The organism is Comamonas testosteroni, assembly GCF_000761245.1.
GTDB classification, from domain to species: Bacteria; Pseudomonadota; Gammaproteobacteria; order Burkholderiales; family Burkholderiaceae_C; genus Comamonas; species Comamonas testosteroni_C.
In genome coordinates this window covers 85,837-105,594 of record NZ_AWOR01000032.1, presented here as the reverse complement: position 1 = coordinate 105,594, position 19,758 = coordinate 85,837, and the positions used below count along the sequence as shown (strand labels likewise).

General features: G+C 62.4%; 15 protein-coding genes and 2 riboswitches. Of the genes, 2 read left to right on the top strand and 13 right to left on the bottom strand.

From position 1 onward, the window contains the following. Positions 1 to 301 precede the first annotated feature (301 nt). Entirely contained in the window at positions 302 to 1,792 is a 1,491-nt protein-coding gene (locus P353_RS07150) for a nucleobase:cation symporter-2 family protein (RefSeq protein WP_003069706.1), read from the top strand. Positions 1,793 to 1,928: 136 nt separating this feature from the next. On the opposite strand, the gene P353_RS07145 is transcribed toward P353_RS07150, so the two are convergent. The 7 genes from P353_RS07145 to P353_RS07115 all read right to left on the bottom strand — a co-directional run bounded on the left by P353_RS07145 (position 1,929) and on the right by P353_RS07115 (position 8,975). Then, positions 1,929 to 2,996, bottom strand: a complete 1,068-nt coding sequence (locus P353_RS07145; RefSeq protein WP_052084767.1) for an NAD(P)/FAD-dependent oxidoreductase — start codon at positions 2,994 to 2,996, stop codon at positions 1,929 to 1,931. Between the two features lie 36 nt (positions 2,997 to 3,032). Beyond that, the gene (fdxA, locus tag P353_RS07140) at positions 3,033 to 3,362 is read right to left on the bottom strand and encodes a ferredoxin FdxA (RefSeq protein ID WP_003053491.1); all 330 of its coding nucleotides are present in this window, start codon (positions 3,360 to 3,362) and stop codon (positions 3,033 to 3,035) included. Positions 3,363 to 3,507: 145 nt separating this feature from the next. Continuing rightward, positions 3,508 to 4,881, bottom strand: coding sequence for a sulfate adenylyltransferase subunit 1 (locus tag P353_RS07135; protein ID WP_034367278.1), 1,374 nt, complete (start codon positions 4,879 to 4,881; stop codon positions 3,508 to 3,510). A 133-nt stretch (positions 4,882 to 5,014) separates the two neighbouring features. Beyond that, a complete protein-coding gene (gene cysD / locus P353_RS07130; protein WP_003080167.1) occupies positions 5,015 to 5,947 on the bottom strand; it encodes a sulfate adenylyltransferase subunit CysD in 933 nt (310 codons plus the stop codon). Positions 5,948 to 6,135: 188 nt separating this feature from the next. After that, entirely contained in the window at positions 6,136 to 6,783 is a 648-nt protein-coding gene (locus P353_RS07125) for a phosphoadenosine phosphosulfate reductase family protein (RefSeq protein ID WP_034367276.1), read from the bottom strand. Continuing rightward, positions 6,780 to 7,166, bottom strand: coding sequence for a DUF934 domain-containing protein (locus P353_RS07120; RefSeq protein WP_034367273.1), 387 nt, complete (start codon positions 7,164 to 7,166; stop codon positions 6,780 to 6,782). The genes P353_RS07125 and P353_RS07120 overlap by 4 nt, the downstream gene beginning before the upstream one ends. A gap of 24 nt (positions 7,167 to 7,190) precedes the next feature. Further along, on the bottom strand, positions 7,191 to 8,975 hold the full coding sequence (locus tag P353_RS07115) for a nitrite/sulfite reductase (protein ID WP_034367271.1): 1,785 nt from the start codon (positions 8,973 to 8,975) through the stop codon (positions 7,191 to 7,193). 285 nt (positions 8,976 to 9,260) lie between these two features. Between P353_RS07115 and P353_RS07110 the strand changes: the two genes are divergently transcribed. Continuing rightward, positions 9,261 to 10,580, top strand: a complete 1,320-nt coding sequence (locus tag P353_RS07110) for a hemolysin family protein (protein WP_034367269.1) — start codon at positions 9,261 to 9,263, stop codon at positions 10,578 to 10,580. 77 nt (positions 10,581 to 10,657) lie between these two features. Here P353_RS07110 and mnmC read toward each other — a convergent pair whose 3' ends face one another. From mnmC to P353_RS07080, 6 genes are all read right to left on the bottom strand, one after another. Continuing rightward, entirely contained in the window at positions 10,658 to 12,607 is a 1,950-nt protein-coding gene (gene mnmC, locus P353_RS07105) for an FAD-dependent 5-carboxymethylaminomethyl-2-thiouridine(34) oxidoreductase MnmC (protein WP_080750467.1), read from the bottom strand. 163 nt (positions 12,608 to 12,770) lie between these two features. Continuing rightward, positions 12,771 to 13,436 (bottom strand): trimeric intracellular cation channel family protein, encoded by a 666-nt coding sequence (locus tag P353_RS07100; protein WP_003069687.1) that lies wholly within the window; start codon positions 13,434 to 13,436, stop codon positions 12,771 to 12,773. Between the two features lie 52 nt (positions 13,437 to 13,488). Next, positions 13,489 to 13,608: riboswitch (glycine riboswitch) on the bottom strand. Positions 13,609 to 13,621: 13 nt separating this feature from the next. Beyond that, positions 13,622 to 13,714, bottom strand: a riboswitch (glycine riboswitch). Between the two features lie 305 nt (positions 13,715 to 14,019). Next, a complete protein-coding gene (locus P353_RS07095) occupies positions 14,020 to 16,113 on the bottom strand; it encodes an HlyD family efflux transporter periplasmic adaptor subunit (protein WP_034367404.1) in 2,094 nt (697 codons plus the stop codon). After that, a complete protein-coding gene (locus P353_RS07090; RefSeq protein WP_034367265.1) occupies positions 16,113 to 17,459 on the bottom strand; it encodes an efflux RND transporter periplasmic adaptor subunit in 1,347 nt (448 codons plus the stop codon). The genes P353_RS07095 and P353_RS07090 overlap by 1 nt, the downstream gene beginning before the upstream one ends. Continuing rightward, positions 17,446 to 18,207: an efflux RND transporter periplasmic adaptor subunit gene (locus P353_RS07085; protein ID WP_034367263.1), complete on the bottom strand. Its 762-nt coding sequence runs from the start codon at positions 18,205 to 18,207 to the stop codon at positions 17,446 to 17,448. The genes P353_RS07090 and P353_RS07085 overlap by 14 nt, the downstream gene beginning before the upstream one ends. Beyond that, positions 18,188 to 19,723 (bottom strand): TolC family protein, encoded by a 1,536-nt coding sequence (locus P353_RS07080; protein WP_034367261.1) that lies wholly within the window; start codon positions 19,721 to 19,723, stop codon positions 18,188 to 18,190. Before P353_RS07080 ends, P353_RS07085 begins: the two co-directional genes overlap by 20 nt. Positions 19,724 to 19,758: the final 35 nt, after the last annotated feature.

Genomic DNA, 19,758 nt, shown 5'->3' with positions numbered 1-19,758 from the left:
TCCTGGCAACGTACAGTCTCGACTCATGCCCTTCTGGGTATGGCTTTGATTGCGTAATGGAATAGTCCGTCCGGCGGATGTCATGCAATCAAAGGAGATTGAAAGACTGACTTGGGTGAATGAAAGAGTGGTTTGCTCTTTTCCATAGGTCGGATCGCTCTCGCAGAAGAGCGACTGGCTGCAGCGCAAGGCCTCGCTGGGGCGATCGGAAAAGATCGCTGCCGAAAGAGTTGCTGCAAGTCGACCGGACAGAGCGAAAGGCCTCTAGAGCCTTGGTGAGTAGGTAATTTAGGAGACAAAAATGAACGATCAGACCGGAGCATCCAGGGATGCGGCCGTCAAGCGCCCCGAAGATGAGAATCTTGGCGTCACCGCCAACCTCATGTATGGCTTGCAACATGTGTTGACCATGTACGGCGGTATCGTGGCGGTGCCTCTGATCGTGGCTGAAGCGGCTGGTATGTCCGCTGCTGATGCCGGTCTGCTGGTGACCGCCTGCCTGTTCATGGGTGGTGTGGCAACCTTGCTGCAGACGCTGGGCATCCCTTTCTTCGGCTGCCGTCTGCCTCTGGTTCAAGGCGTTTCGTTCGCAGGCGTGGCCACCATGGTCAGCATCCTGCACACCGGTGGTGGCATGCAGGGCGTGCTGGGGGCTGTCATGTACGCCTCGGTACTGGGTCTGATCATTGCGCCGGTTTTTTCGCGCATCACCAAATTTTTCCCGCCGTTGGTCAATGGCTGCGTGATCACGGTGATCGGCATGTCGCTGATGCCAGTGGCTGCGCATTGGGCCATGGGCGGCAATGCCAAGTCTGCTGATTACGGCAGCATGGGCAATATCGGTCTGGCCGGTCTGTCGCTGTTCATGGTGCTGCTGTTCAGCAAGCTGGGCAATGCCATGCTGTCGCGCCTGTCTATTCTGGTGGCGATCGTGGTGGGCACCATCACGGCCGTCTTCATCGGCAAGGCCGATTTCTCGCAGGTGTTCAACGGCCCCATTTTTGCGGTGCCCACACCTTTGCACTTCGGCTGGCCCACTTTCGACATGGCGGCCACCATCTCCATGTTCATCGTGATTCTGGTGATCCTGGTGGAGACCTCGGCCGACGTGCTGGCCGTGGGCGAAATCGTGGACAGCCCCGTGGACGGTCGCCGTCTGGGTGATGGTCTGCGCGCTGACATGCTCTCCAGCATCGTGGCTCCCATCTTCGGTGGCTTCACGCAAAGCGCTTTTGCACAGAACGTGGGTCTGGTGGCCGTGACCGGCATCAAGAGCCGCTTCGTGGTGGCTTTCTCCGGCCTGATCCTGATCGTGTTTGGCGTGCTGCCGGTGATGGGCCGCATCGTGGCCTGCGTGCCTCCCTCCGTGCTGGGCGGTGCCGGCCTGGTGCTGTTCGGTACCGTGGCTGCCAGCGGCATCCGTACCCTGGCCAAGGTGGAGTACAACAACAATATGAATCTGATCATTGTTGCCACCTCGGTGAGCGCGGGTCTGCTGCCGGTGGTGGCTCCCAAGTTCTATGACCAATTCCCTGCATGGTTTGCCACGATCTTTCACTCGGGCATCAGCGCAACGGCCCTGGTTGCCGTGACCCTGAACCTGCTCTACAACCACTTCAAGCAAGGCAATTCCGATCAGCCTTCCGTCTTTGAAGCAGGTTATGGCCGCGCCCTGAGCCAGCATGTGCTGGAAGCCCTGGCCGATGGCGACCGCGTCGAAGGTGGCAAGGTCTACGACAAGGAAGGCAAGGAAGTGCCCATCATCCCGGTCAAGCCTGCACATGGCCATTGAGCCGAGATCAAAGTGCGCGCGGTGGGGTCTGACCCCGTCGTGATTTACACCGCTATCCCGAGGGATAGCGGTTTTTTTATGCCGGGCTCAAAAGCTGCTGACCTCAAGGAGCCCGAGGCAGGACACCGGCGGCCCTTCAGTGAGACACGCCCAAGATGGCATGCAGGCGCGCGCTGGTCGTCGTGTATTCCAGCAAAGGCTTGCTGCCTTGTAGGTATTCGGCGGCTGCAAACGCGGCCATGGTGGCTTCGTGGAAGGCGCAGAGGATCAGCCGTTTCTTGCCGCTGTAGCTGACGATGTCGCCAATGGCATAAATCCCCGGTGCGCTGGTGGCAAGCGTTGCCGGATCCACCGCCAGTTGCTTGCGCTCCAGTGCCAGGCCCCAGTCCGTCAAAGGACCCAGCTTGGGCGAGATGCCCTGATAAACCAGCAATTGCTCGACGGGCAGCATATGTTCCTCGCCTTCACCGTCCATCCATTGCACGGCCTGTAGTCGGCGGTCGCCGTGCCGCACTTCGGTGATCTGGCCGATCAGCACCTCGACGGTGCCAGATTCGCGCAGTTGCTGCAGCTGGGTCAGTTGCGCAGGCTCGGCATTGAAACTGTCACGGCGATGCATGAGAACGGTTCTGGCCGCGCTTGAACTGCAGGCAATGGCAGCTGCTACGGCTTCCTCATCGCCGCCATAGACCAGCACCTTGCGGCCTGCGGCCATATCCAGCTGCTGCGGGTGATAGTGCAACTGGCCCGTGCCGAGTTCATCCACACCCGGTGCTTTGAGGGCCTTGGGCACGAACGCGCCGACGCCTGCGGCGATGAAGACGGTACGGGTGTTGAACAGCGCTCCTGCCGTGGTGCCGACCTGCCAGCGTCCGTCGTCAAGGGCTTGCAGAGTCTGTACTTGCTGGGACAGATGGGGGATCACCTGCATGGGCGCGATCTGCTTTTCCAGCAGTTGCACCAGCTCCAGGCCCGTGCAGACGGGAATGCCGGGAATATCGTAGATGGGCTTGTGCGCGTAGAGCTGGCTGCACTGGCCGCCCACATGGGGCAGGGCATCGATCAAATGGGCTTGAATGCCCTGCAGGCCAAGCTGGAAGGCCTGAAACAAACCCGCCGGACCTGCGCCAATGATGATGGCGTCGGTTTCCACGGCGGGTTGTAGTGAGAGGGAAGCGTTGGTCGTTGCGTTGGACAGGCTCATGCAGGCAAGCGTAGCGCAGTCCGCGCCCAGACTGGCTTAGCGCTCCAGCAAATCCACTTTGTTCGGCTTGCCATTCCACTCGTCGGCGTCGGGCAGCGAAGCCTTGCGCTTGGTGATGCTCTTCCAGCTCTTGAGTTGGGACAGATCCACGTTCAGCTTGATGAAGGCCAGCTGATCGGCAGGCACATCTTCTTCGGCAAAGATGGCATTGGCCGGGCACTCGGGAATGCAGACGGCGCAGTCAATGCATTCATCGGGATCGATCACCAGAAAGTTGGGGCCTTCACGGAAGCAGTCCACGGGGCAAACGTCCACGCAATCGGTGTACTTGCACTTGATGCAGTTTTCGGTAACGACGTGAGTCATTGAGAATCTTCTTCTTGGGTGGGGATTGGTAAAACCCCGTGATTTTAGGTTTTTTCCCGCGCAGCGCCAGTGCCTGGCTGGATAAGGCCGTATGGAGGTCTGGTTTGGCGGCCAGATCGCGGTTGCGGCCTTGTCTTCATTGGCTTCAGTTCACCAGTGCGGCACCGGCTGTTGCATTGCTGGCAGTGTCCACCAGAATCAGCGAGCCCAGCTGGCGGGCTTGGGTGAAGGGGGCGGCAGGAATGGCTTCCTGCAGCACCAGCTCCACCTGGCCGATGGCATTGGCCTCGAGCTGCTGGGCGTCTTCCTTGTCCAGTGTATTGATATTGAGGCGGTGCACCAAGCGGCGCGCCTTGGCCTTGACCCAGCGATGGCCATGCAGCGCCCAGTAAACGCGGCCGGGCACCAGGGGTTCGGTGTCCACCCAGGCCACGGTGACGGTGATCTCGCGGCTGCTGGGCCAGGGGCTTGCGGCAGCAGGGGCATCAAAGTCATCCTCGGCAACTTCGGCTTGCACGGGGGCGGCAATGATCCAGTCGCCGCGCGAGACATCGACCTCGCGGTCCAGCGTGATGCCTGCGGACAGGCCGGCAGCCACTTCCTTGGACGCGCGGGCATGGTCTATGACCTGGGCCACGGTCGCGACTTGGCCGCTGGGCAGAATCTGCACCTGGGCACCAACCCGGGCAACGCCCGTGGCGACACGGCCCCAGAAAACGCGGCGGCCCTGGCTGGTGTCGGACGAAGAAGAGAACTTCTCCACCCACTGCACGGGGAAGGCCAGTGCCAGATCGCTGTCGGTGGGCGTGTTGGGCAGTTGTTCCAGCAGTTGCAGCAGGCTGGGGCCGTGGTAGCCGGCCCAGCCGTCAGTGCTGTTGACCACGTTGTAGCCCTTGAGCGCGGACACAGGCACGGTGGCCGTGATCTTGATGTCTGCGGAGGCAGTGAACTTCTGCAGCGCCGCGCTGATATGGGCAAAGGCCAGGGCCGGGTCCTGAACGGCGTCGAGCTTGTTGACGGCAAACACCAGCGAATTCACGCGCAGCAGATGGGCCAGCAGGCTGTGGCGGCGGGTCTGGGGCAGCAGCTCCAGATCGGCATTCTTCCAGTCCAGCTTGGTGGCATCGACCAGCACCACGGCGGCATCGGCGCTCGATGCGGCCGTCACCATATTGCGTGTGTACTGCTCGTGACCGGGAGCGTCGCCGATGATGAACTTGCGCGACTCGGTGGCGAAGTAGCGGTAGGCTACATCGATCGTGATGCCTTGCTCGCGCTCGGCGGCCAGGCCGTCGGTCAGCAGGGCCAGATCCGTCTCGCCGGACTTGGTGACGCCGGCCAGCTGATCCTGCAGTACGGCGCGGGTGTCCACCAGCAGGCGACCGATCAGCGTGCTCTTGCCGTCATCGACCGAGCCGCAGGTGATAAAGCGCAGCGCGCTGCTGTTATGTGCATCAAATTGGCCTGAAGCGCTTGATTGGTTTGCGCTAGCAGCTACGGAATTAATAGTTTCAGTCATCGAATTCTTTCTAAAAACCGCCATGTCCCAACTCAGAGACACCGAGGAAGCGCCGCCGCGCACCGAGGGTGTCGTCCCCTTCCGGAGCGAAGCTCCAGAGAAGGGGAAGGCGCGTAGCGCCTCAGGGGATGCCTTAGAAGTAACCGTCTTTTTTGCGCTTTTCCATGGATGCTTCGCTGGTCTTGTCGTCCATGCGCGTCGCGCCACGTTCGCTGACCTCGGCGGCCAGGGTTTCGATCACGATGTCTTCGGCCGTTGCTGCCGTGCTTTCCACGGGGCAGGTGCAGGTGATGTCGCCCACGGTACGGAAACGCACATCGCGCTGCACGACTTCCTCGCCGTCACGCGGCGGGGTCAGTTCGGTCACGGGCACCAGCAGGCCCTTGCGTTCCACCACATCGCGCTTGTGGGTGTAGTAGATCGATGGCAGGGCGATGTTTTCACGGGCGATGTACTGCCACACGTCCAGCTCGGTCCAGTTGCTGATGGGGAAGACGCGGAAATGCTCGCCCTGTGCAATGCGGGTGTTGAACAGCGTCCACAGTTCGGGGCGCTGAGCCTTGGGCTGCCACTGGCCGAAGCTGTCGCGGTGGCTGAAGATGCGTTCCTTGGCGCGGGCCTTTTCCTCGTCGCGGCGCGCGCCGCCGATCAGGGCGTCGAAGCGGAACTCGTCAATCGCCTCCAGCAGCGTCACCGACTGATGCACATTGCGCGATTCGCCAGGGTGTGCCAGACGCACGGTGCCGCGCGCCATGGAGTCTTCCACGCTGCGCACGATCAGCTCGGCGCCCAGTTCCTTGGCTCGCTGGTCGCGGAAATCGGTCACTTCGGGGAAGTTGTGGCCGGTGTCGATCATCAGCAAGGGATAGGGAATGCGGCCCGCGCCAAAGGCCTTTTCGGCGCAGCGCAGCATGACCAGCGAATCCTTGCCGCCCGAAAACAGCAGGGTGGGGCGTTCAAAGGTGGCGGCCACTTCGCGCAGGATGAAAATGGTTTCTTCTTCCAGTGCATCCAGGTGGCGGTTGCTGAGATGGCTCAACACGGAAGTGTCCACACGAGCGTTCATTTTTTATCCAATCAAATAATGCTGTAGCGCTTATGGATATTTGGCTAGCAGCTATCTTTTTATTAAGCAAGACCTAAAAGCTGGCGCAACCTGAACAAGAGGCAGCGAGCAAGGGCCGCCCCGCCGCAATGCTGTCGTCCCCCTTGCATACAGCGAGAAAGGGGCAAGCCACAAAGCGGCTCAGGGGGTTAGTGAGATATATGCAGGCCGCATTCGCGGTTGTCTTCACCCTTGGTCGGGTCCACATAGTCAAAGTTGTTGGGCAGGCCGTGCTTTTCGCAGTATTCGTACAGCTCCTTGGACGACCAGTGCAGCAGCGGCGCAACCTTGATCAGACCGTCGGGATTGATGCTAACGGGCTCCATCTGTGCTCGCACGGCGGTGTCGGTGGCGCGCAGGGCGGTGAACCAGACCTTGGGTGCGGTTTCGCGCAGGGCGCGGGCAAAGGGCTCCAGCTTCACTTCTTCTGTGAAGGCCGCATGGCGCGGATCGTCCAGCGCCGGCGTGGCGCCTTCCACGGCCTCGCGGTGGGCACGTGAGCGCAGCGGCAGGTAGATCTTGAGGTTGAGCCCAAGCTGCTTGGTCACCGCATCGGCAAACCGATAGGTGGCTTCGGTGTTGTAGCCGTTGTCCATCCAGACCACGGGCACGTCGGGGTTGGCGCGCGTGACCATGTGCAGGATCACAGCCTCGAAGGGGCGGAAGTTGGTGGTGACTATGGTGGGCTGACCCAGGCCCACGGCCCAGTTCACCAGCGCCTGAGCGTCACGGCCCAGTTCGGCATTGATTTGTGCCAGATCCAGGCCGAGGGTGCTTGCGGGGGCGAGCTGGCTCATGCTTGCACCTCTACGAAATGGGGCTGTGTGTGCACGGCATCGGCCTGGTAGAAACCGCCAAAGCGCTCGAACTGACGCTGGGCATCGGTGGCGTCCACGCCTTCGCGCAGCACGGCGCTGCTGAAGCCCGTGCGCTCCATCTGAACCAGCTGGTCGATCAGCACATCGCCGGTGGCACGGATGTCGCCCTCAAACTTCAGGCGGCGGCGCAGCAGATAGGCCTGACTAAAGGCGCGGCCGTCGGTGAAGTTGGGGAAGTACAGATCCACCTGCGTGATGCCGTCGAGATTGGCTTCGAGAGCGTTCACATCATTGGCCAAGACCAGCACGTTGGCTGTGCTCTCGCTGGGGGCCTGGTATTCGTTGCTTGCCAGAATTTTCATGACTCGATCCTTGTTCTTATGGCTTCAGGCCAGCGCTTCTTCTTCGGCTTCCGCAGGGTGGCGAGCGGCCTTGCCGGCTTCCTTGAAGGGGTCCAGGCCGATGCGGCGCACGGCGTCGATGAAGTGCTCGCCGGGCTGGCGCAGGTCGCGATAGGTGCTGAGCACGGCTTCGATCACATCGGGCACTTCGGCTGCGCTGAACGAGGGACCGATGACCTTGCCGGCCACGGCCTGGCCGGACAGGGTCGAGCCGTCGGAGCCGCCCAGCGTGACCTGGTACCACTCCTTGCCGTCCTTATCCACGCCCAGAATGCCGATATGGCCGCTGTGGTGGTGGCCGCAGCTGTTGATGCAACCGCTGATGTGCAGATCGATCTCGCCGATGTCGTCCAGCTCGTCCAGATCCTGGTAGCGGGCCGTGATGGCGTCGGCAATCGGCAGGCTGCGGGCATTGGCCAGCGCGCAGAAATCGCCGCCGGGGCAGGCGATCATGTCGGTGAGCAGCGCCACATTGGTGCTGGCCAGACCCAGGGCCTTGGCCTCGGTCCACAGTGCATGCAGCTGTCCGACCTGCACCCAGGGCAGCATCACGTTCTGGTCATGTGTCACGCGGGCTTCGCCAGCGGAGAACTTGTCCACCAGATGAGCCAGTGCGTCAAGCTGTTCGCTTTGTGCATCGCCGGGGGCCTGGCCCACACGCTTGAAGGACAGGGTCACGGCGCGCAGACCGGCCACGCGGTGGGCGTGGACGTTGCGGGCAATCCAGCGTGCAAATGCGGGTTCCTTGGCGGTCTGGGCAATCAGGGCCTGCTCATCGCCTGCGGCATCGGCCACCACGGGCAGAGCGGGCGTGGTGAACATAGCGGCCACGCGATCGAACTCGGACTGGGGCACGGTGTGAGGGCCGCCGTCCACTTCGACGATCTGGCGGAACTCCTCTTCCACGGCATCGATATAGGCCTGGCCTTCGGCCTTGACCAGAATCTTGATACGGGCCTTGTACTTGTTGTCGCGGCGGCCCAGCTCGTTGTAGACGCGAACGATGGCCTCGATGTAATTCATGATCTGGTTCCAGGGCAGGAACTCGCGGATCACGGTGCCGATCACGGGCGTGCGGCCCATGCCGCCGCCCACGAAGACCTTGAAGCCGATCTCGCCGGCTTCGTTCTTGACCATGTGCAGGCCCACGTCATGCCAGCCCGTGGCGGCGCGGTCCTCGCTGGCGCCGGTGATGGCGATCTTGAACTTGCGTGGCAGAAACGCGAACTCGGGGTGCAGCGTGGTCCACTGGCGCAGGATTTCTGCGTAGGGACGGGGGTCGATGATCTCGTCAGGTGCGATACCGGCCAGCGCATCGGTGGTTGTGTTGCGGATGCAGTTGCCGCTGGTCTGGATGCCGTGCAGGTTCACGGATGCCAGCAGATCCATCACGTCGGCGGACTTGCTCAGCGGAATCCAGTTGAACTGCACATTGGTGCGGGTGGTGAAGTGGGCGCAGTTCTTGGGCAGATAGGTCGTGCCCAGCTTGCCCTGGCCTTCCAGAGCCTGTTTGAAGACCTCGGCCTCGGGCTCGTCGTACTCACGGGCTACCTTGGCCAGCACGCGGATCTGGGCCGAGTTGATTTCACCGTAGGGCACGGCCACGCGCAGCATGGGGGCATAGCGCTGCACATACCAGCCGTTTTGCAGGCGCAGCGGGCGGAAGTCGTCTTCCGTGAGCTTGCCTGCCTGCCAGCGTTGGAGCTGGTCACGGAACTGGTCGGCGCGTTGCTTGACGAACGCTTTGTCGAAATCGGTGTATTGATACATGTCTTCAGTTCTTCCGTGGAGCGGATGCCTTGCCTCGGGTGGCATTGCACTTTGATCGTTGGTCAGAACTGTAGAGAGGCTTTATATAAAAACAAACGATTATTTAGTGCTTCATATATATCTGAATGAATATGTGAAGGGCTGCCAGAACGCTCGTACGGAGCACTTGAACCAATTTCCTTTCTACGCGCTTGCATTTTGTGAGCGCCCCTGCGCCGGGCATTCTTCTAGAATCAAGGCTTGTTCAATGATTGAGGCGCCTGGATTGAAAGCGGGTGCCTGACTATGGAAATAGCCATACTTTTCGCTCTCATCTGTCTGAACGGCGTCTTCGCCATGTCGGAAATTGCGCTGGTCACCGCCCGCAAGACCCGCATGCAGAAACTGGTGGATGAGGGCGACAGCGGCGCGGCAGCTGCTATCAAATTGGGAGAGGATCCGACGCGTTTCCTCTCCACCATCCAGATCGGTATCACCTCCATCGGCGTGCTCAACGGCATCGTCGGCGAGGCGGCTCTGGCCGGCCCGCTGGAGAACTGGCTGATCACCCTGGGCATGACCCAGAAATATGCCGACTACCTCTCCACCGGCCTGGTGGTGGTGCTGATCACCTACTTCTCCATCGTCGTGGGCGAGCTGGTTCCCAAGCGCCTGGGCCAGACCCATCCCGAGGCCCTGGCGCGCCTGATCTCGCGTCCCATCAACTTCCTGGCCCTGGCCACCAAACCCTTTGTCTGGCTGCTGTCGGCATCGACGCGTGGCCTGCTCAAGGTCCTGGGCGTCAAGGAGAGCAATGGCAGCGTGGTGACCGAAGAGGAAATCCAGGCCATTTTGGTGGAAGGCCACACGGCCGGCGTGATCGAGTCGCAGGAGCACACCATGGTGCGCAATGTGTTCCGTCTGGATGATCGCCAGATCGGCTCGCTGATGGTGCCGCGCAGCGATGTCATCTGCCTTGATGTCGACGAGAGCCTGGAAGAGACTCTGGCCCGTGTCGAACAGGCCGACCATGCGCGCTTCCCGGTCGTGCGCGGCGATATGAACAATATCGTGGGCGTGCTCAATGCCCGCCAGTGGCTGACGCAGGCCTTGCTCAACAAGGGCAAGCAGGCGCTCAAGGACCAGCCTCTGCAGGCTGCCCTCTATGTGCCCGAGACCATTACCGGCATGGAGTTGCTGGACAACTTCCGCACCTCCGATCTGCATATGGCCTTTGTGATCGACGAGTACGGCGAGGTGCAGGGCATTGTCACGCTGCAGGACCTGATCGAGGCGATTACCGGCGAATTCCAGCCGCGTGACCCCGAAACCAGCTGGGCCGTGCAGCGCGAGGACGGCAGCTGGTTGCTGGATGGCCATATTCCCGTGCCCGAACTCAAGGACCGCCTGAGCCTGCATGCCGTGCCCGAGGAAGAGCGCGGTCGCTATCACACCCTGAGCGGCATGATCATGCTGCTGCTGGGCCGCGTGCCCACCGAAGCCGACGTGGTGGAGTGGGAAGACTGGAGCTTTGAAGTCGTGGACATGGACGGCAAGACGCTGGACAAGGTGCTGGCGACCAGATTGGAGCCTCTGGTCACCGTGGCATCGTTAAGCAGCGAATAAACCCGGCTTTAGAATCAGGCCCGAAACGGCACGCAGCATTTCTTCGTAAGCGCTGCGTGCTTTTTTTTGCGGGAGCCTTACCTGCTGGGCTGCTGCTGGGCGCGGCTCCACAGGCGCTGCGTACCCAGTGCCTGAGCCAGCTTGGCATCCAGCGGCAGCGGCTCGCCATGCAGGCGTGCCGCCAGCAGCTCGCCGCAAAGCATGGACAGCGTCAGCCCACGTGAGCCCAGCCCCGTCAGCACCCACAGGCCCGGTAGATCGGCTGCCGACTGCCCGGCGGGGCCTGCCAGCGGCAGACGGTCATAGGCCGCGCAACGCAGGCGCGCCCAGGTGGCGGGCCGCTGGTCAGCGTCGAAGAAGGAGCGCAGCGCCTGCCTGCACCCGGGCAGCAAAGCGCCCAGCTTTTCGCCATTGCTGGCATGGGCGGCCTGCTGGTCGGCGGCGGTGGGTGGCAGCTCGGTCACATCGCGCTCGAAGGTCGATCCCATGATCCAATGGTGCGCGCCGACCTGGTTGGCCGAGGGAAAGTCCGGCACCAGATTTCCATGACCGTTGACGGGGAAGGGCGGCATGGCCGCCAGCGTCCCGGCATCATGCTCGGCCACGCTGACCTGGCCGCGTATGGCTTGCAGCTCCCATTCCCCTGCTGCCAGGCCGCTTGCTTGCAACAAGGGCTTGGTGTCCGGACCCAGGGCCAGCACCAGCATGGGGGCCTCGGCCAGGGGCTGGCCCTGGGCATCCAGCACCTGCCAGATGTTGCGCACTTCATCGCGCACCAGCCGTGAAGCTCGGGCATGGCCCTGCCAATGAATCCCGGGGGCTTGCAGCAGCGCGCGCACCAGTTGTGCGGGGCGTACCCAGCCAGCCTGCTCATGCCAGACGGCGTGGCTGTCTGCAGGCAGCTTTGCCGCAGCCAGCTGAGCCGGCAGCGCAGGCGCACTCCAGTGCAGGCCCCAGGGGCAGGTCTCGCTGCCGGGCTGCAGCCATGACCTGGGTAGATGAGAGGGCTCGTTCAGGTCATGCTCCAGCACGCCGCCATGGGCCCAATCCTGGGCTGGATGCAACTTTTGCGCTCGGCTTAGTTGCTGCAGATTTTGTAGCGTTGTGCGCACGCCGCTTCTGGATAGGCGCGATAGAACACTGTCATCGGGCGAAATATGCGGGCAAAACAAGCCGGCTGGCAGGCCTGATGCTCCTGCCGCAGGCTCGGCCGCAGCATCCAGCACCGTCACTTCCCAGCCGCGTCTGGCCAGGCTGGCGGCAGCGGCGGCACCAGCCAGGCCCGCACCCAGCACCAGGCAGCAGCCAGCCTGGCCCACGGGTGCAGGCAAGCCGTCAGGGCGATGGCGCGGCTCCCATGCCGGGTTGTAGGCTGCATGCAGGTTATGGCGCTTGGGCGGCACGCCAGCGCGCTTCTTGACTTCGAAACCCTGAGCCTTGAGCGCCAGGCGCACATGGCCGGCCACGCACCAGGTGGCAAGCTGCGTGCCCCGGCGGCAATGACGGGCAATGTTCTTCATGGCATCTTCATCCCACATCTCGGGGTTGAGCTGGGGAGAGAAGCCATCCAGATATACGCTGTCCGCCGTCATCTGCTGCTTGCGCAGCATGGACCTGGCATCGCCTATATAGAGCGTCAGCAGCACCTGGCCGTTGTCAAACGAGAGGCGATGCACGCCGGGCAGCAGCCCCCACCATTGCTCGGCCAGTTGTTCGCCAAGTGGGCGCAGCTCCTCATCGGCTGGCAAAAACGCGAGCAGATCCTCGCGCGAGACGGGGTAGACCTCCACCGAGACAAAATGCAGAATGCGCGGGCGCTTGGGGTCGGCTTTCCATGCCGCCCAGGTGACCAGGAAATTCAGGCCGAAGCCAAAGCCGGTTTCCAGAATGCGCCACTGCGCTGCATCAGCCCAGGCAGCTGGCAGATCGCAGCCACCTAGAAAAACCTGGCGTGCCTGGTCGAGGCCGCCGAACTCGCTGTGATAGCGATCGCCGAATCTGGAGCTATAGGGGGTGCCATCCGGCATCCATGTGATCGGTTCAGACATGGAAAGTGAAACTACATGGGTAATGCATGGCGCAGTCTAGTTCAGAGCAGCCAAGCAAGGGCCGCCCCGCAGCGATGGCTGCGTCCCCCTCCTGCGTAGCAAGAGAGGGGGAAGGCGCGCAGCGCCACAGGGGGCGTCTCGATCACTCCCAGCGCTGCTGGTACGAAAAAACCGGCAGGCGCCATTTGAAACGAATGGCGGCCAGACGGAAGGCCAGACCGCCGGCAAAACACACGATGGTGCTGATATTGGGGCTCACATCCAGATAGCGCAGGCCCAGGAACATCAGGCATACGGACAGCGACACGCTGGCATACAGCTCGCGGCGGAACACCACGGGGACCTGGTTGCAGAGCACATCGCGCAAGATGCCGCCGCTGATGCCGGTAATCATGCCGGCCATGATGATGACGATGGTGGGGTAGCCCAGCTCCAGCGCGGTATTGCAGCCGATCAGCGAAAAGGCGATCAGTCCCATGGCGTCCAGCAGCAAAAACACCTGCTTGAGCCTGTGCATATGGCGTGCAATCACGGTGGTCAGCAGACCGAAGCTGATGACCAGATACACATATTCAGGGTGCTGGGTCCAGCCGATGGGGTAGTGGCCCAGCACCATGTCGCGGATGGTGCCGCCGCCCAGGGCAGTGACAAAGGCGATGACGACTACGCCGAAGATATCCATATTGCGCCGGCCTGCGGCGAGTGCGCCGGACATGGCTTCGGCGGTAATGGCCACCAGATAGATGACCAGCATGACGGTGAAGTTGGAGGCCTGGAACGAGTCCAGCAAAGAGACGGAAGGAAGCATGAAGGCACTTGAAAATAGACCAGCCACTCACATCGGCGGGAGTGTCCGGCTTGCCTCTCCCGCTGTCCTTTTACCTGAGAGTTGCGCATGAGCACCTTCGCGGTGGACATGCTTGCCCCTTCGGTGAGCCCTGCAGACTTGTGGTTGCGGGCTGCTCTCCAGTTGGCGATATTCGGGCCCTGTCAGACCCACCTGCGGTACTTATTGCCTGAGCGATTATGGGAGTTTGCGCCTTCGGCGGGAACCCTCGAAAGGCTCCGCTCTCCCGCGGGATGGGCGCGATTCTAGCCAGTTTCAGCGACTTTATTCGGGTTAATACCTGTATTGGTGTGTTTCTGCGGCTGCCAGCTCGGGGTGCGCAAGGCCGGTCTGAATCCGTCATGGCTCGCACAAGCATCAATCTATCGTGCATGCGCTGATGACTGAGCTTCGCCTGAGTCAGCGCAGAGCCTGGCAGGCAGCTGGCCTGGCTCGATCAACGCATGCACCATGCACGGGTGGTTTGCGATGACTCCGGGCTTGATCAAGCCAGGTTGGGTTGTGAGAACCGGATTCAGCCGTTGAAAGAGTGGTTTTTGTGACACTAAAAGCCACTTTCTTTCAAACCTACACCCAAAACCCATCGGCCCAGCTCTCCGAGCACGCTGCGCCGTTCTCCCTCGATCTTCAAATGGCCGCGCGTCTCACGCAGCTGGTTCAAGGGCTGGTCCAGTTCCACCAGCACCTGAAACAGCGCAGCGCCCGGCACCATCGGGTCTTGCGCCGTCACCTGTACCGGTCCGCCGAAATGAGAGGAGAGCATGCGGTGAGCCAGCTGTCCTGTGCGGGTGCTGCCGATCGCCAGGACCCGGCCGCTGAGCGGCGCTGTCTGGCCCTCTGGGTAGAAGCGCACGGGGTCGTTGACCGCGATATGGTGAATCTGGCCTTGGGCCACATAGGCATCGACCTGCCAGCTCCGGGGATCGACAAGAATGCCCAGAGGCTCCTGGCGGCCGATCCATTGTCCGGGCTGCCAGTCAGGATTGAGGTCCAGCCAGCTGCCAGCAAACGGGGCCTGCAGGTTCAGGCGGGCGATCTCATTGCGCGTGGCCCGCGTTTCCTCGAGTTGCACATTGAGCCGCTGGCGCGTCGCGGCATCTTCGGCCAGTCCCGCCGGGTCGGCCAGAAGACCGGACAGCCTGGCCTCGTAGCTGCGGGCATTGGCTTCGCTGCCGCGCAGGCGAAAGTCCAGATCAGGTTCATCAAGCGTGACCAGCACCTGGCCGGCTTCGACCGCAGCGCTGTGATGCACGGACTGCAATCGTGCCGGATAAGGGGCGTAGATGCGCAGTTGGTGCTCGGCACGGGCCACCCCTGCGGCATCGATCTGGCTGTGCCAGGGAATGAGGAGGCCGATCAGGCCCAGCAGCAAAAGTCCTTTGAACAGCATTTTTCGCAAGCGTGGAATGCGTGCGCGCTGCTGCCACCAGTGGCTCAGCTCGCGCATCACGGGCAGGGCGATGAACCAGGACAGCTCGACCATGAACAGAAGAATTCCCAGTAGTTTGAAGAAGAACAGATACACCGCCACCGCGATGCCGAGGAACAGCACCAGACGGTATAGCCAGGTAACGATGGCAAAAGTGATCAGTGCCAGTCGCTGGCCGTGCGGGAAGGGCTCGGGCCAGTCTTCTGCGAGGCCCAGCAGTTGGCGTCGCAAGGCAACTCTTGCCAGGGCCGAGGCACGTTCGTGCAGATTGGGAAAGTCCAGCAGGTCGCTGAGAATGAAATAGCCGTCAAAGCGCATGAACGGACTGGCATTCAGGGTCAGCGACAGTATCCAGCTGGTGGTTGCGAGATAGAGCAGCGCGTTGCGCAGCGCGCCGGGGTCACACAGGGCCCAGCCCAAAGTGCAGAGGCCGGCAAGCGAGAGTTCGGTGACTATGCCCGCTGAGGCGATGGCCAGGCGCTGGCGCGAGCGCTTGAGCCTCCAGCTCTCGCCGGTATCTGTGTAGAGCATGGGCCACAGCACGACAAAGGCTATGCCCATATGACCGACCCGCAGGCCGAGGCGGGTGGCGACTAGGGCGTGACCGAGCTCATGCAGGGTCTTGGCGACGATCAGGGCCAGGGCAAAACTGAACAGGCCTTCGGTGGAAAAGGACTCGACCACGGCATGGGTGAAGCTGTCCCATTGCTTCATGACCAGGATCACGCCTAGCAGGCTCAGCGCCATCACCAGTGCGGCGGTCAGCGGATGGAACAGCCAGTCCAAGGCCTGGGCCAGCCGCTGCAGGCGTGCCTGGGGATGCAGCAGCGGGATGCGGAAGAACAGATAGTGGTGTAGCCACCAGCGCCAGCTGGACCAGGTGCGCTCCTGGCTCTTGTCCTGCAGGCGCGCCAGCTGTGCTGGGCCGGGGCGCAGCAGCTGATGCTGTTCGAGAAACTGGCGAAAGTCGAGGATCTGCTCCACATCGGGCTTGAGCGCCGTGTCCTTGGCAATTTCCTCACTGATGCGGCGCGGCGTCTGACCCCAGCGAAGCAGGCATTCGAACTCCAGCCAGCCTATGCGATAGAAGCGGTTGAGCACCGTGTCCTGAATCATCCAGGCCGGCTCGCCGCTGCTGCTCTTGGCAGCCTCGTCGAGGCGCAGGTCTTCGCGCAGCGGCGGCAGGGGCTGGTCAGCAGGGTCCTGCATCACCAACCGCTCCATGCGCGCAAGGTGGCAAGAGGACGGCGCAGCAGGTAGTAGCCCAGCATCACCCTGCCGCTGTAGAGCTTGGCTGTGCCGTGCAGACCGAGGCGGGCGTGCTCGGGCTGATCCTCGACGCTGGCCAGCAGGCGGTAGGCAACCACGCCTTCCTCGCTGGGACGGGCTTGATAGCTGGTCTCCAGGATCTTGCCTTTCAGCGGACTCAGCGGGTATGCGGTGAGAAACAGTGTGACTTCGGCGCCGGGTTCCAGGGCGATGGCATCGGCTACGGCCAGCTGGATCTGCATGGCTGGCTGTGCCGGATCTGCGACCTGCATGATGCGCTCACCCGTGACCACCGGCTTGCCCAACCAGTCGTTGGGGTCGCTGAAGACGGCGACTCCTGAGCGGGGAGCCAGCACCTGGGTGCGTCGCAGCTGTGCCTGTACTGCGGCGAGCTCGGCACGGCGCTGCTGGGCACGACCCTCGAGCAAGGTCAGCTCGTTCTTGCTTTGCGGATTGTCGAAGGCGCGCTGGCTGGCGGCAAGCAGTTCGGCATCGGCCACGGCCACTTCCTTGCTCAGTACTTCAGAGCGGCTGCGCAAGGTGGTTTCGTCCAGGCTGAGCAGCAGAGTACCTGCGGCAATGGGCTGGTTGGGCCGCACATGGATCTGGGCGATGACGCCATCGATGGGCGAGCTGATGATCTGCGCCTGGCGTGAAACGATCTGGGCCGGAGCCAGTGCGGTTTGCCGCACGGGAATGAGCAGGATTCCCAGCGCGATCATGGCTCCCAGCAGCAGATTGCGGCGGTTGAGATGTTTGTGACCTAGGCGTTTGCGCCGGGTCAGCGTGCGCCAGCAATAGGCCCAGGTGCGTGCAAGTCCGCCGATCTGCTGGCGCAGCATGGCCGGCGGCGGCTCGTCCATCAACAGCAGCAGCAGGCCCAGGCGCTGCGTCTGGCCATCCTGAATCGGAATGCACCACAGTCCTGCGGGCCACCATTCGCGCCAGCCCTGGTCTATGTCTTCGGGCGGGGTCGAAGACTCCAGACTGAGCCAGACAGGCTCTTCTGCCGGCACCTGCTCGGCGACCCAGCGGCTGGCGCGTTTGAGCCACACCAGATAGGGCGAATCTTCGGTGGGGCGGGCCAGACCCGAGACGGCGAGCAGTTCCTGCGACTTGTCATGGCTGGCGAAGACCAGGGCCTGGTGATAGGGCAGCAGTTGGTAGGGATCGTTCGCCATGCTGAATGCCAGGGCATTCAGGGAATCGGCGGCCAGGGCCTTGTCGCGCAGAACATCGAGTTGCAGCAGCAGGTGGGGGTGGGGCAGGGGCTCACCGACGGTCATGATTGAATCGTGCCGTGCCGCTCATGCCCGCCATCAGCTCGGGGAATCTGTTGTCCAGCCTGGCCTCCAGCTCCACAGTCTGCGCCACGGCATCGACGCGGGAGTTGACCATGCTGACTTTGGCGGGGTAGGTCTTGCCCGTTTCATGAATGCTCACTTCCAGAGGCAGACCCGGCTTGAGTTCCTTGAGCTGGCTGGAGGGCACGTTGAGGCGCACCTTGAGCGCGCCGTCGCTCACCAGATCGAAAAGCGGTGTGCCTGCGCTTACGGTCTGGAACGGTTTGACATGAACCTTGGCCACATGCCCGGAAAACGGTGCTGTGACCAGGCAGTAGCTGCTTTGGGCCTCGCCCATGGCGCGGGCACCGTCTGCTTTCAGCACCTCGGTATTGGCCATGGACACCTCGATGTCGCCGACGGCATCCAGCTTGCGCAGCTGCTTTTTCGCTTCCAGATTCTGCTTGGCCATGGCCAGCTCGGCGGCTGCCACCTTGCTGCGGGCATGGGCCTCGTTGCAGTTGAAGCGAGCCAGCACGCTGGACTTGGCCACGCGCTTGCCAAAGCTCGCGCCGAGTTCGCCCAGGGTGCCGCTCATCTGGCTGGAAAGCGTGGTTTCCAGCTCGGCCGCCAGCAGCACGCGGATGGTCGAGGCGTCATTGGCAGGAGCTTTCTGGGCAAAGGCTCCGCTGGTGCCGGCCAGGACCAGCAGCATGGAGAGCAAACGGTAATCAGCGGCCAACTTGGGCATTCGGCATTCCTTGCTGGGAAACGAGCAGGCGTTGGTGTTCCTGGGAGTTGAGGGTGTTCTGGATTTCCCGGGCCAGGGTCTGGATATCGTGCTTGTCGATCTCTGCCGGCAGGACTTCCAGGCCGACAGAGTTGTACAGCCGGCCCCAGGCCGCCTGGGCGCTCGAGAAGGCGGCTTCGCGTTGATAGCGGGCAAGCAGGTAGCGCCCTTCGGCGCGTATCACTTCGAGCTCGGATCCCAGCGCGCCGGATCGCGCTGCCGTGGCATAGTCCAGCAGGCTGCGGTCAACGCGCAGGCTTTCATCGGTAAAGGCGACTTCCTGGCGAGCCAGCTGGTAGCGCAAGGCTCCGACCCTGACCTGGGTGAGAATGGCCATGGACAGGGCAATCCGACGCGCATCGTCGGTCTCCGCCTGGGATTTAGCAGCATTCTTGATAGCCGGCAGCTGCAGCAGTCGCAGCAGGTTCAGCGAAACCTGAAGACCGGTTCCCATCCAGTTGCTGTTGTAGAGGTATTTGTTGGAGTCGTACTTGTAGCCGAGGTCCACGCTGACATTGGGCCACAGCTGCGCCTTGGCGATATCCAGATCTTTCTGGTTGACCCGCTTGCGATACCACTCTTCCATGATTTCCGGGCGGTTCTGCAGCGACAGCTGCTCAAGCTGTGCCACGCTTTGCTGCAGCTCCGGCAACGGTGCTTCGGCGGTGTCAGCCAGCACCATTTTCGAGCCAGGCGGCAGCGACATCAGTGCCGCAAGCTCTGCAGTGGCGAACTCGAGGTCCTGACGGCGCACCGTGAGCAGGTAGATGGAGTCCAGCAAGGCGCGCTGGTAGGCCAGTATTTCCTGGCGCGGCAAAAGACCCTTGCTCTCCGCTTCGCGGGCCGACGTCAGTGCGCGCTGGGTGCGCTCAAGCAGCTTGTCCACCTCCGGCATCAGGCGCTGGGCGCCGAGGGCGCGCCAATAGGCGTTGCGCACATCCTGCAGCACGTTTTGCGCGACCTTGCGCCTGCGCTCCTCTGCCATGAGGATCTGGTCCGACTTCTGCTGCGTGCGGTAGTAGGCAACGCCGAAGTCCAGCAGGCTCCAGCTCAGGCCCAGGCCGTAGAGCTCGCGATAGCGCTCTTCGGAGGTCGAGGGGCGCAGGCTGACCTGACGATCTTCGATGCCGATGGAGGTGCCGCCGGAATCGTTGCTGCGACCCGCATAGCCGGCCGAGGCGACCAGCCGCGGCAGCATCTCGTGGCGCGAGACATCGCGCAGATCGGTCGCCAGAGCGCTCTCCATGAGCTTGAGGCGGTAGTCGAGGTTGTACTTCAGCGCGCGTGCAGCCGCCTCGTAGAAGGTGATGGGGGCCGTGACCGGCTCCTGCCCCGCGTACATGCGTGCCTGATCTGAAACCAGGCGTTCGCGATTCTCATCCTCGGTGGAGATCTTGGGTTCCAGCGATGAGCAGGCACTGAGCAGCAGTACCGAAGCAAGTACCGTCGCAACATGACGAGCTGCGGGTTGGGGCATTTTCAATCCTTTTCGGTCACCAAAAGCGGGGTTCA

Coding starts and splice junctions, on each gene's coding strand:
- P353_RS07115 (WP_034367271.1), bottom strand. CDS start 8,975: ATGTATCAATACACCGATTTCGACAAAGCGTTCGTCAAGCAACGCGCC.
- P353_RS07100 (WP_003069687.1), bottom strand. CDS start 13,436: ATGCTTCCTTCCGTCTCTTTGCTGGACTCGTTCCAGGCCTCCAACTTC.
- P353_RS07095 (WP_034367404.1), bottom strand. CDS start 16,113: ATGCAGGACCCTGCTGACCAGCCCCTGCCGCCGCTGCGCGAAGACCTG.
- P353_RS07125 (WP_034367276.1), bottom strand. CDS start 6,783: ATGAGCCAGCTCGCCCCCGCAAGCACCCTCGGCCTGGATCTGGCACAA.
- P353_RS07085 (WP_034367263.1), bottom strand. CDS start 18,207: ATGCCCAAGTTGGCCGCTGATTACCGTTTGCTCTCCATGCTGCTGGTC.
- P353_RS07080 (WP_034367261.1), bottom strand. CDS start 19,723: ATGCCCCAACCCGCAGCTCGTCATGTTGCGACGGTACTTGCTTCGGTA.
- P353_RS07090 (WP_034367265.1), bottom strand. CDS start 17,459: ATGACCGTCGGTGAGCCCCTGCCCCACCCCCACCTGCTGCTGCAACTC.
- cysD (WP_003080167.1), bottom strand. CDS start 5,947: ATGAACGCTCGTGTGGACACTTCCGTGTTGAGCCATCTCAGCAACCGC.
- fdxA (WP_003053491.1), bottom strand. CDS start 3,362: ATGACTCACGTCGTTACCGAAAACTGCATCAAGTGCAAGTACACCGAT.
- P353_RS07150 (WP_003069706.1), top strand. CDS start 302: ATGAACGATCAGACCGGAGCATCCAGGGATGCGGCCGTCAAGCGCCCC.
- P353_RS07145 (WP_052084767.1), bottom strand. CDS start 2,996: ATGAGCCTGTCCAACGCAACGACCAACGCTTCCCTCTCACTACAACCC.
- P353_RS07110 (WP_034367269.1), top strand. CDS start 9,261: ATGGAAATAGCCATACTTTTCGCTCTCATCTGTCTGAACGGCGTCTTC.
- mnmC (WP_080750467.1), bottom strand. CDS start 12,607: ATGCCGGATGGCACCCCCTATAGCTCCAGATTCGGCGATCGCTATCAC.
- P353_RS07135 (WP_034367278.1), bottom strand. CDS start 4,881: ATGACTGAAACTATTAATTCCGTAGCTGCTAGCGCAAACCAATCAAGC.
- P353_RS07120 (WP_034367273.1), bottom strand. CDS start 7,166: ATGAAAATTCTGGCAAGCAACGAATACCAGGCCCCCAGCGAGAGCACA.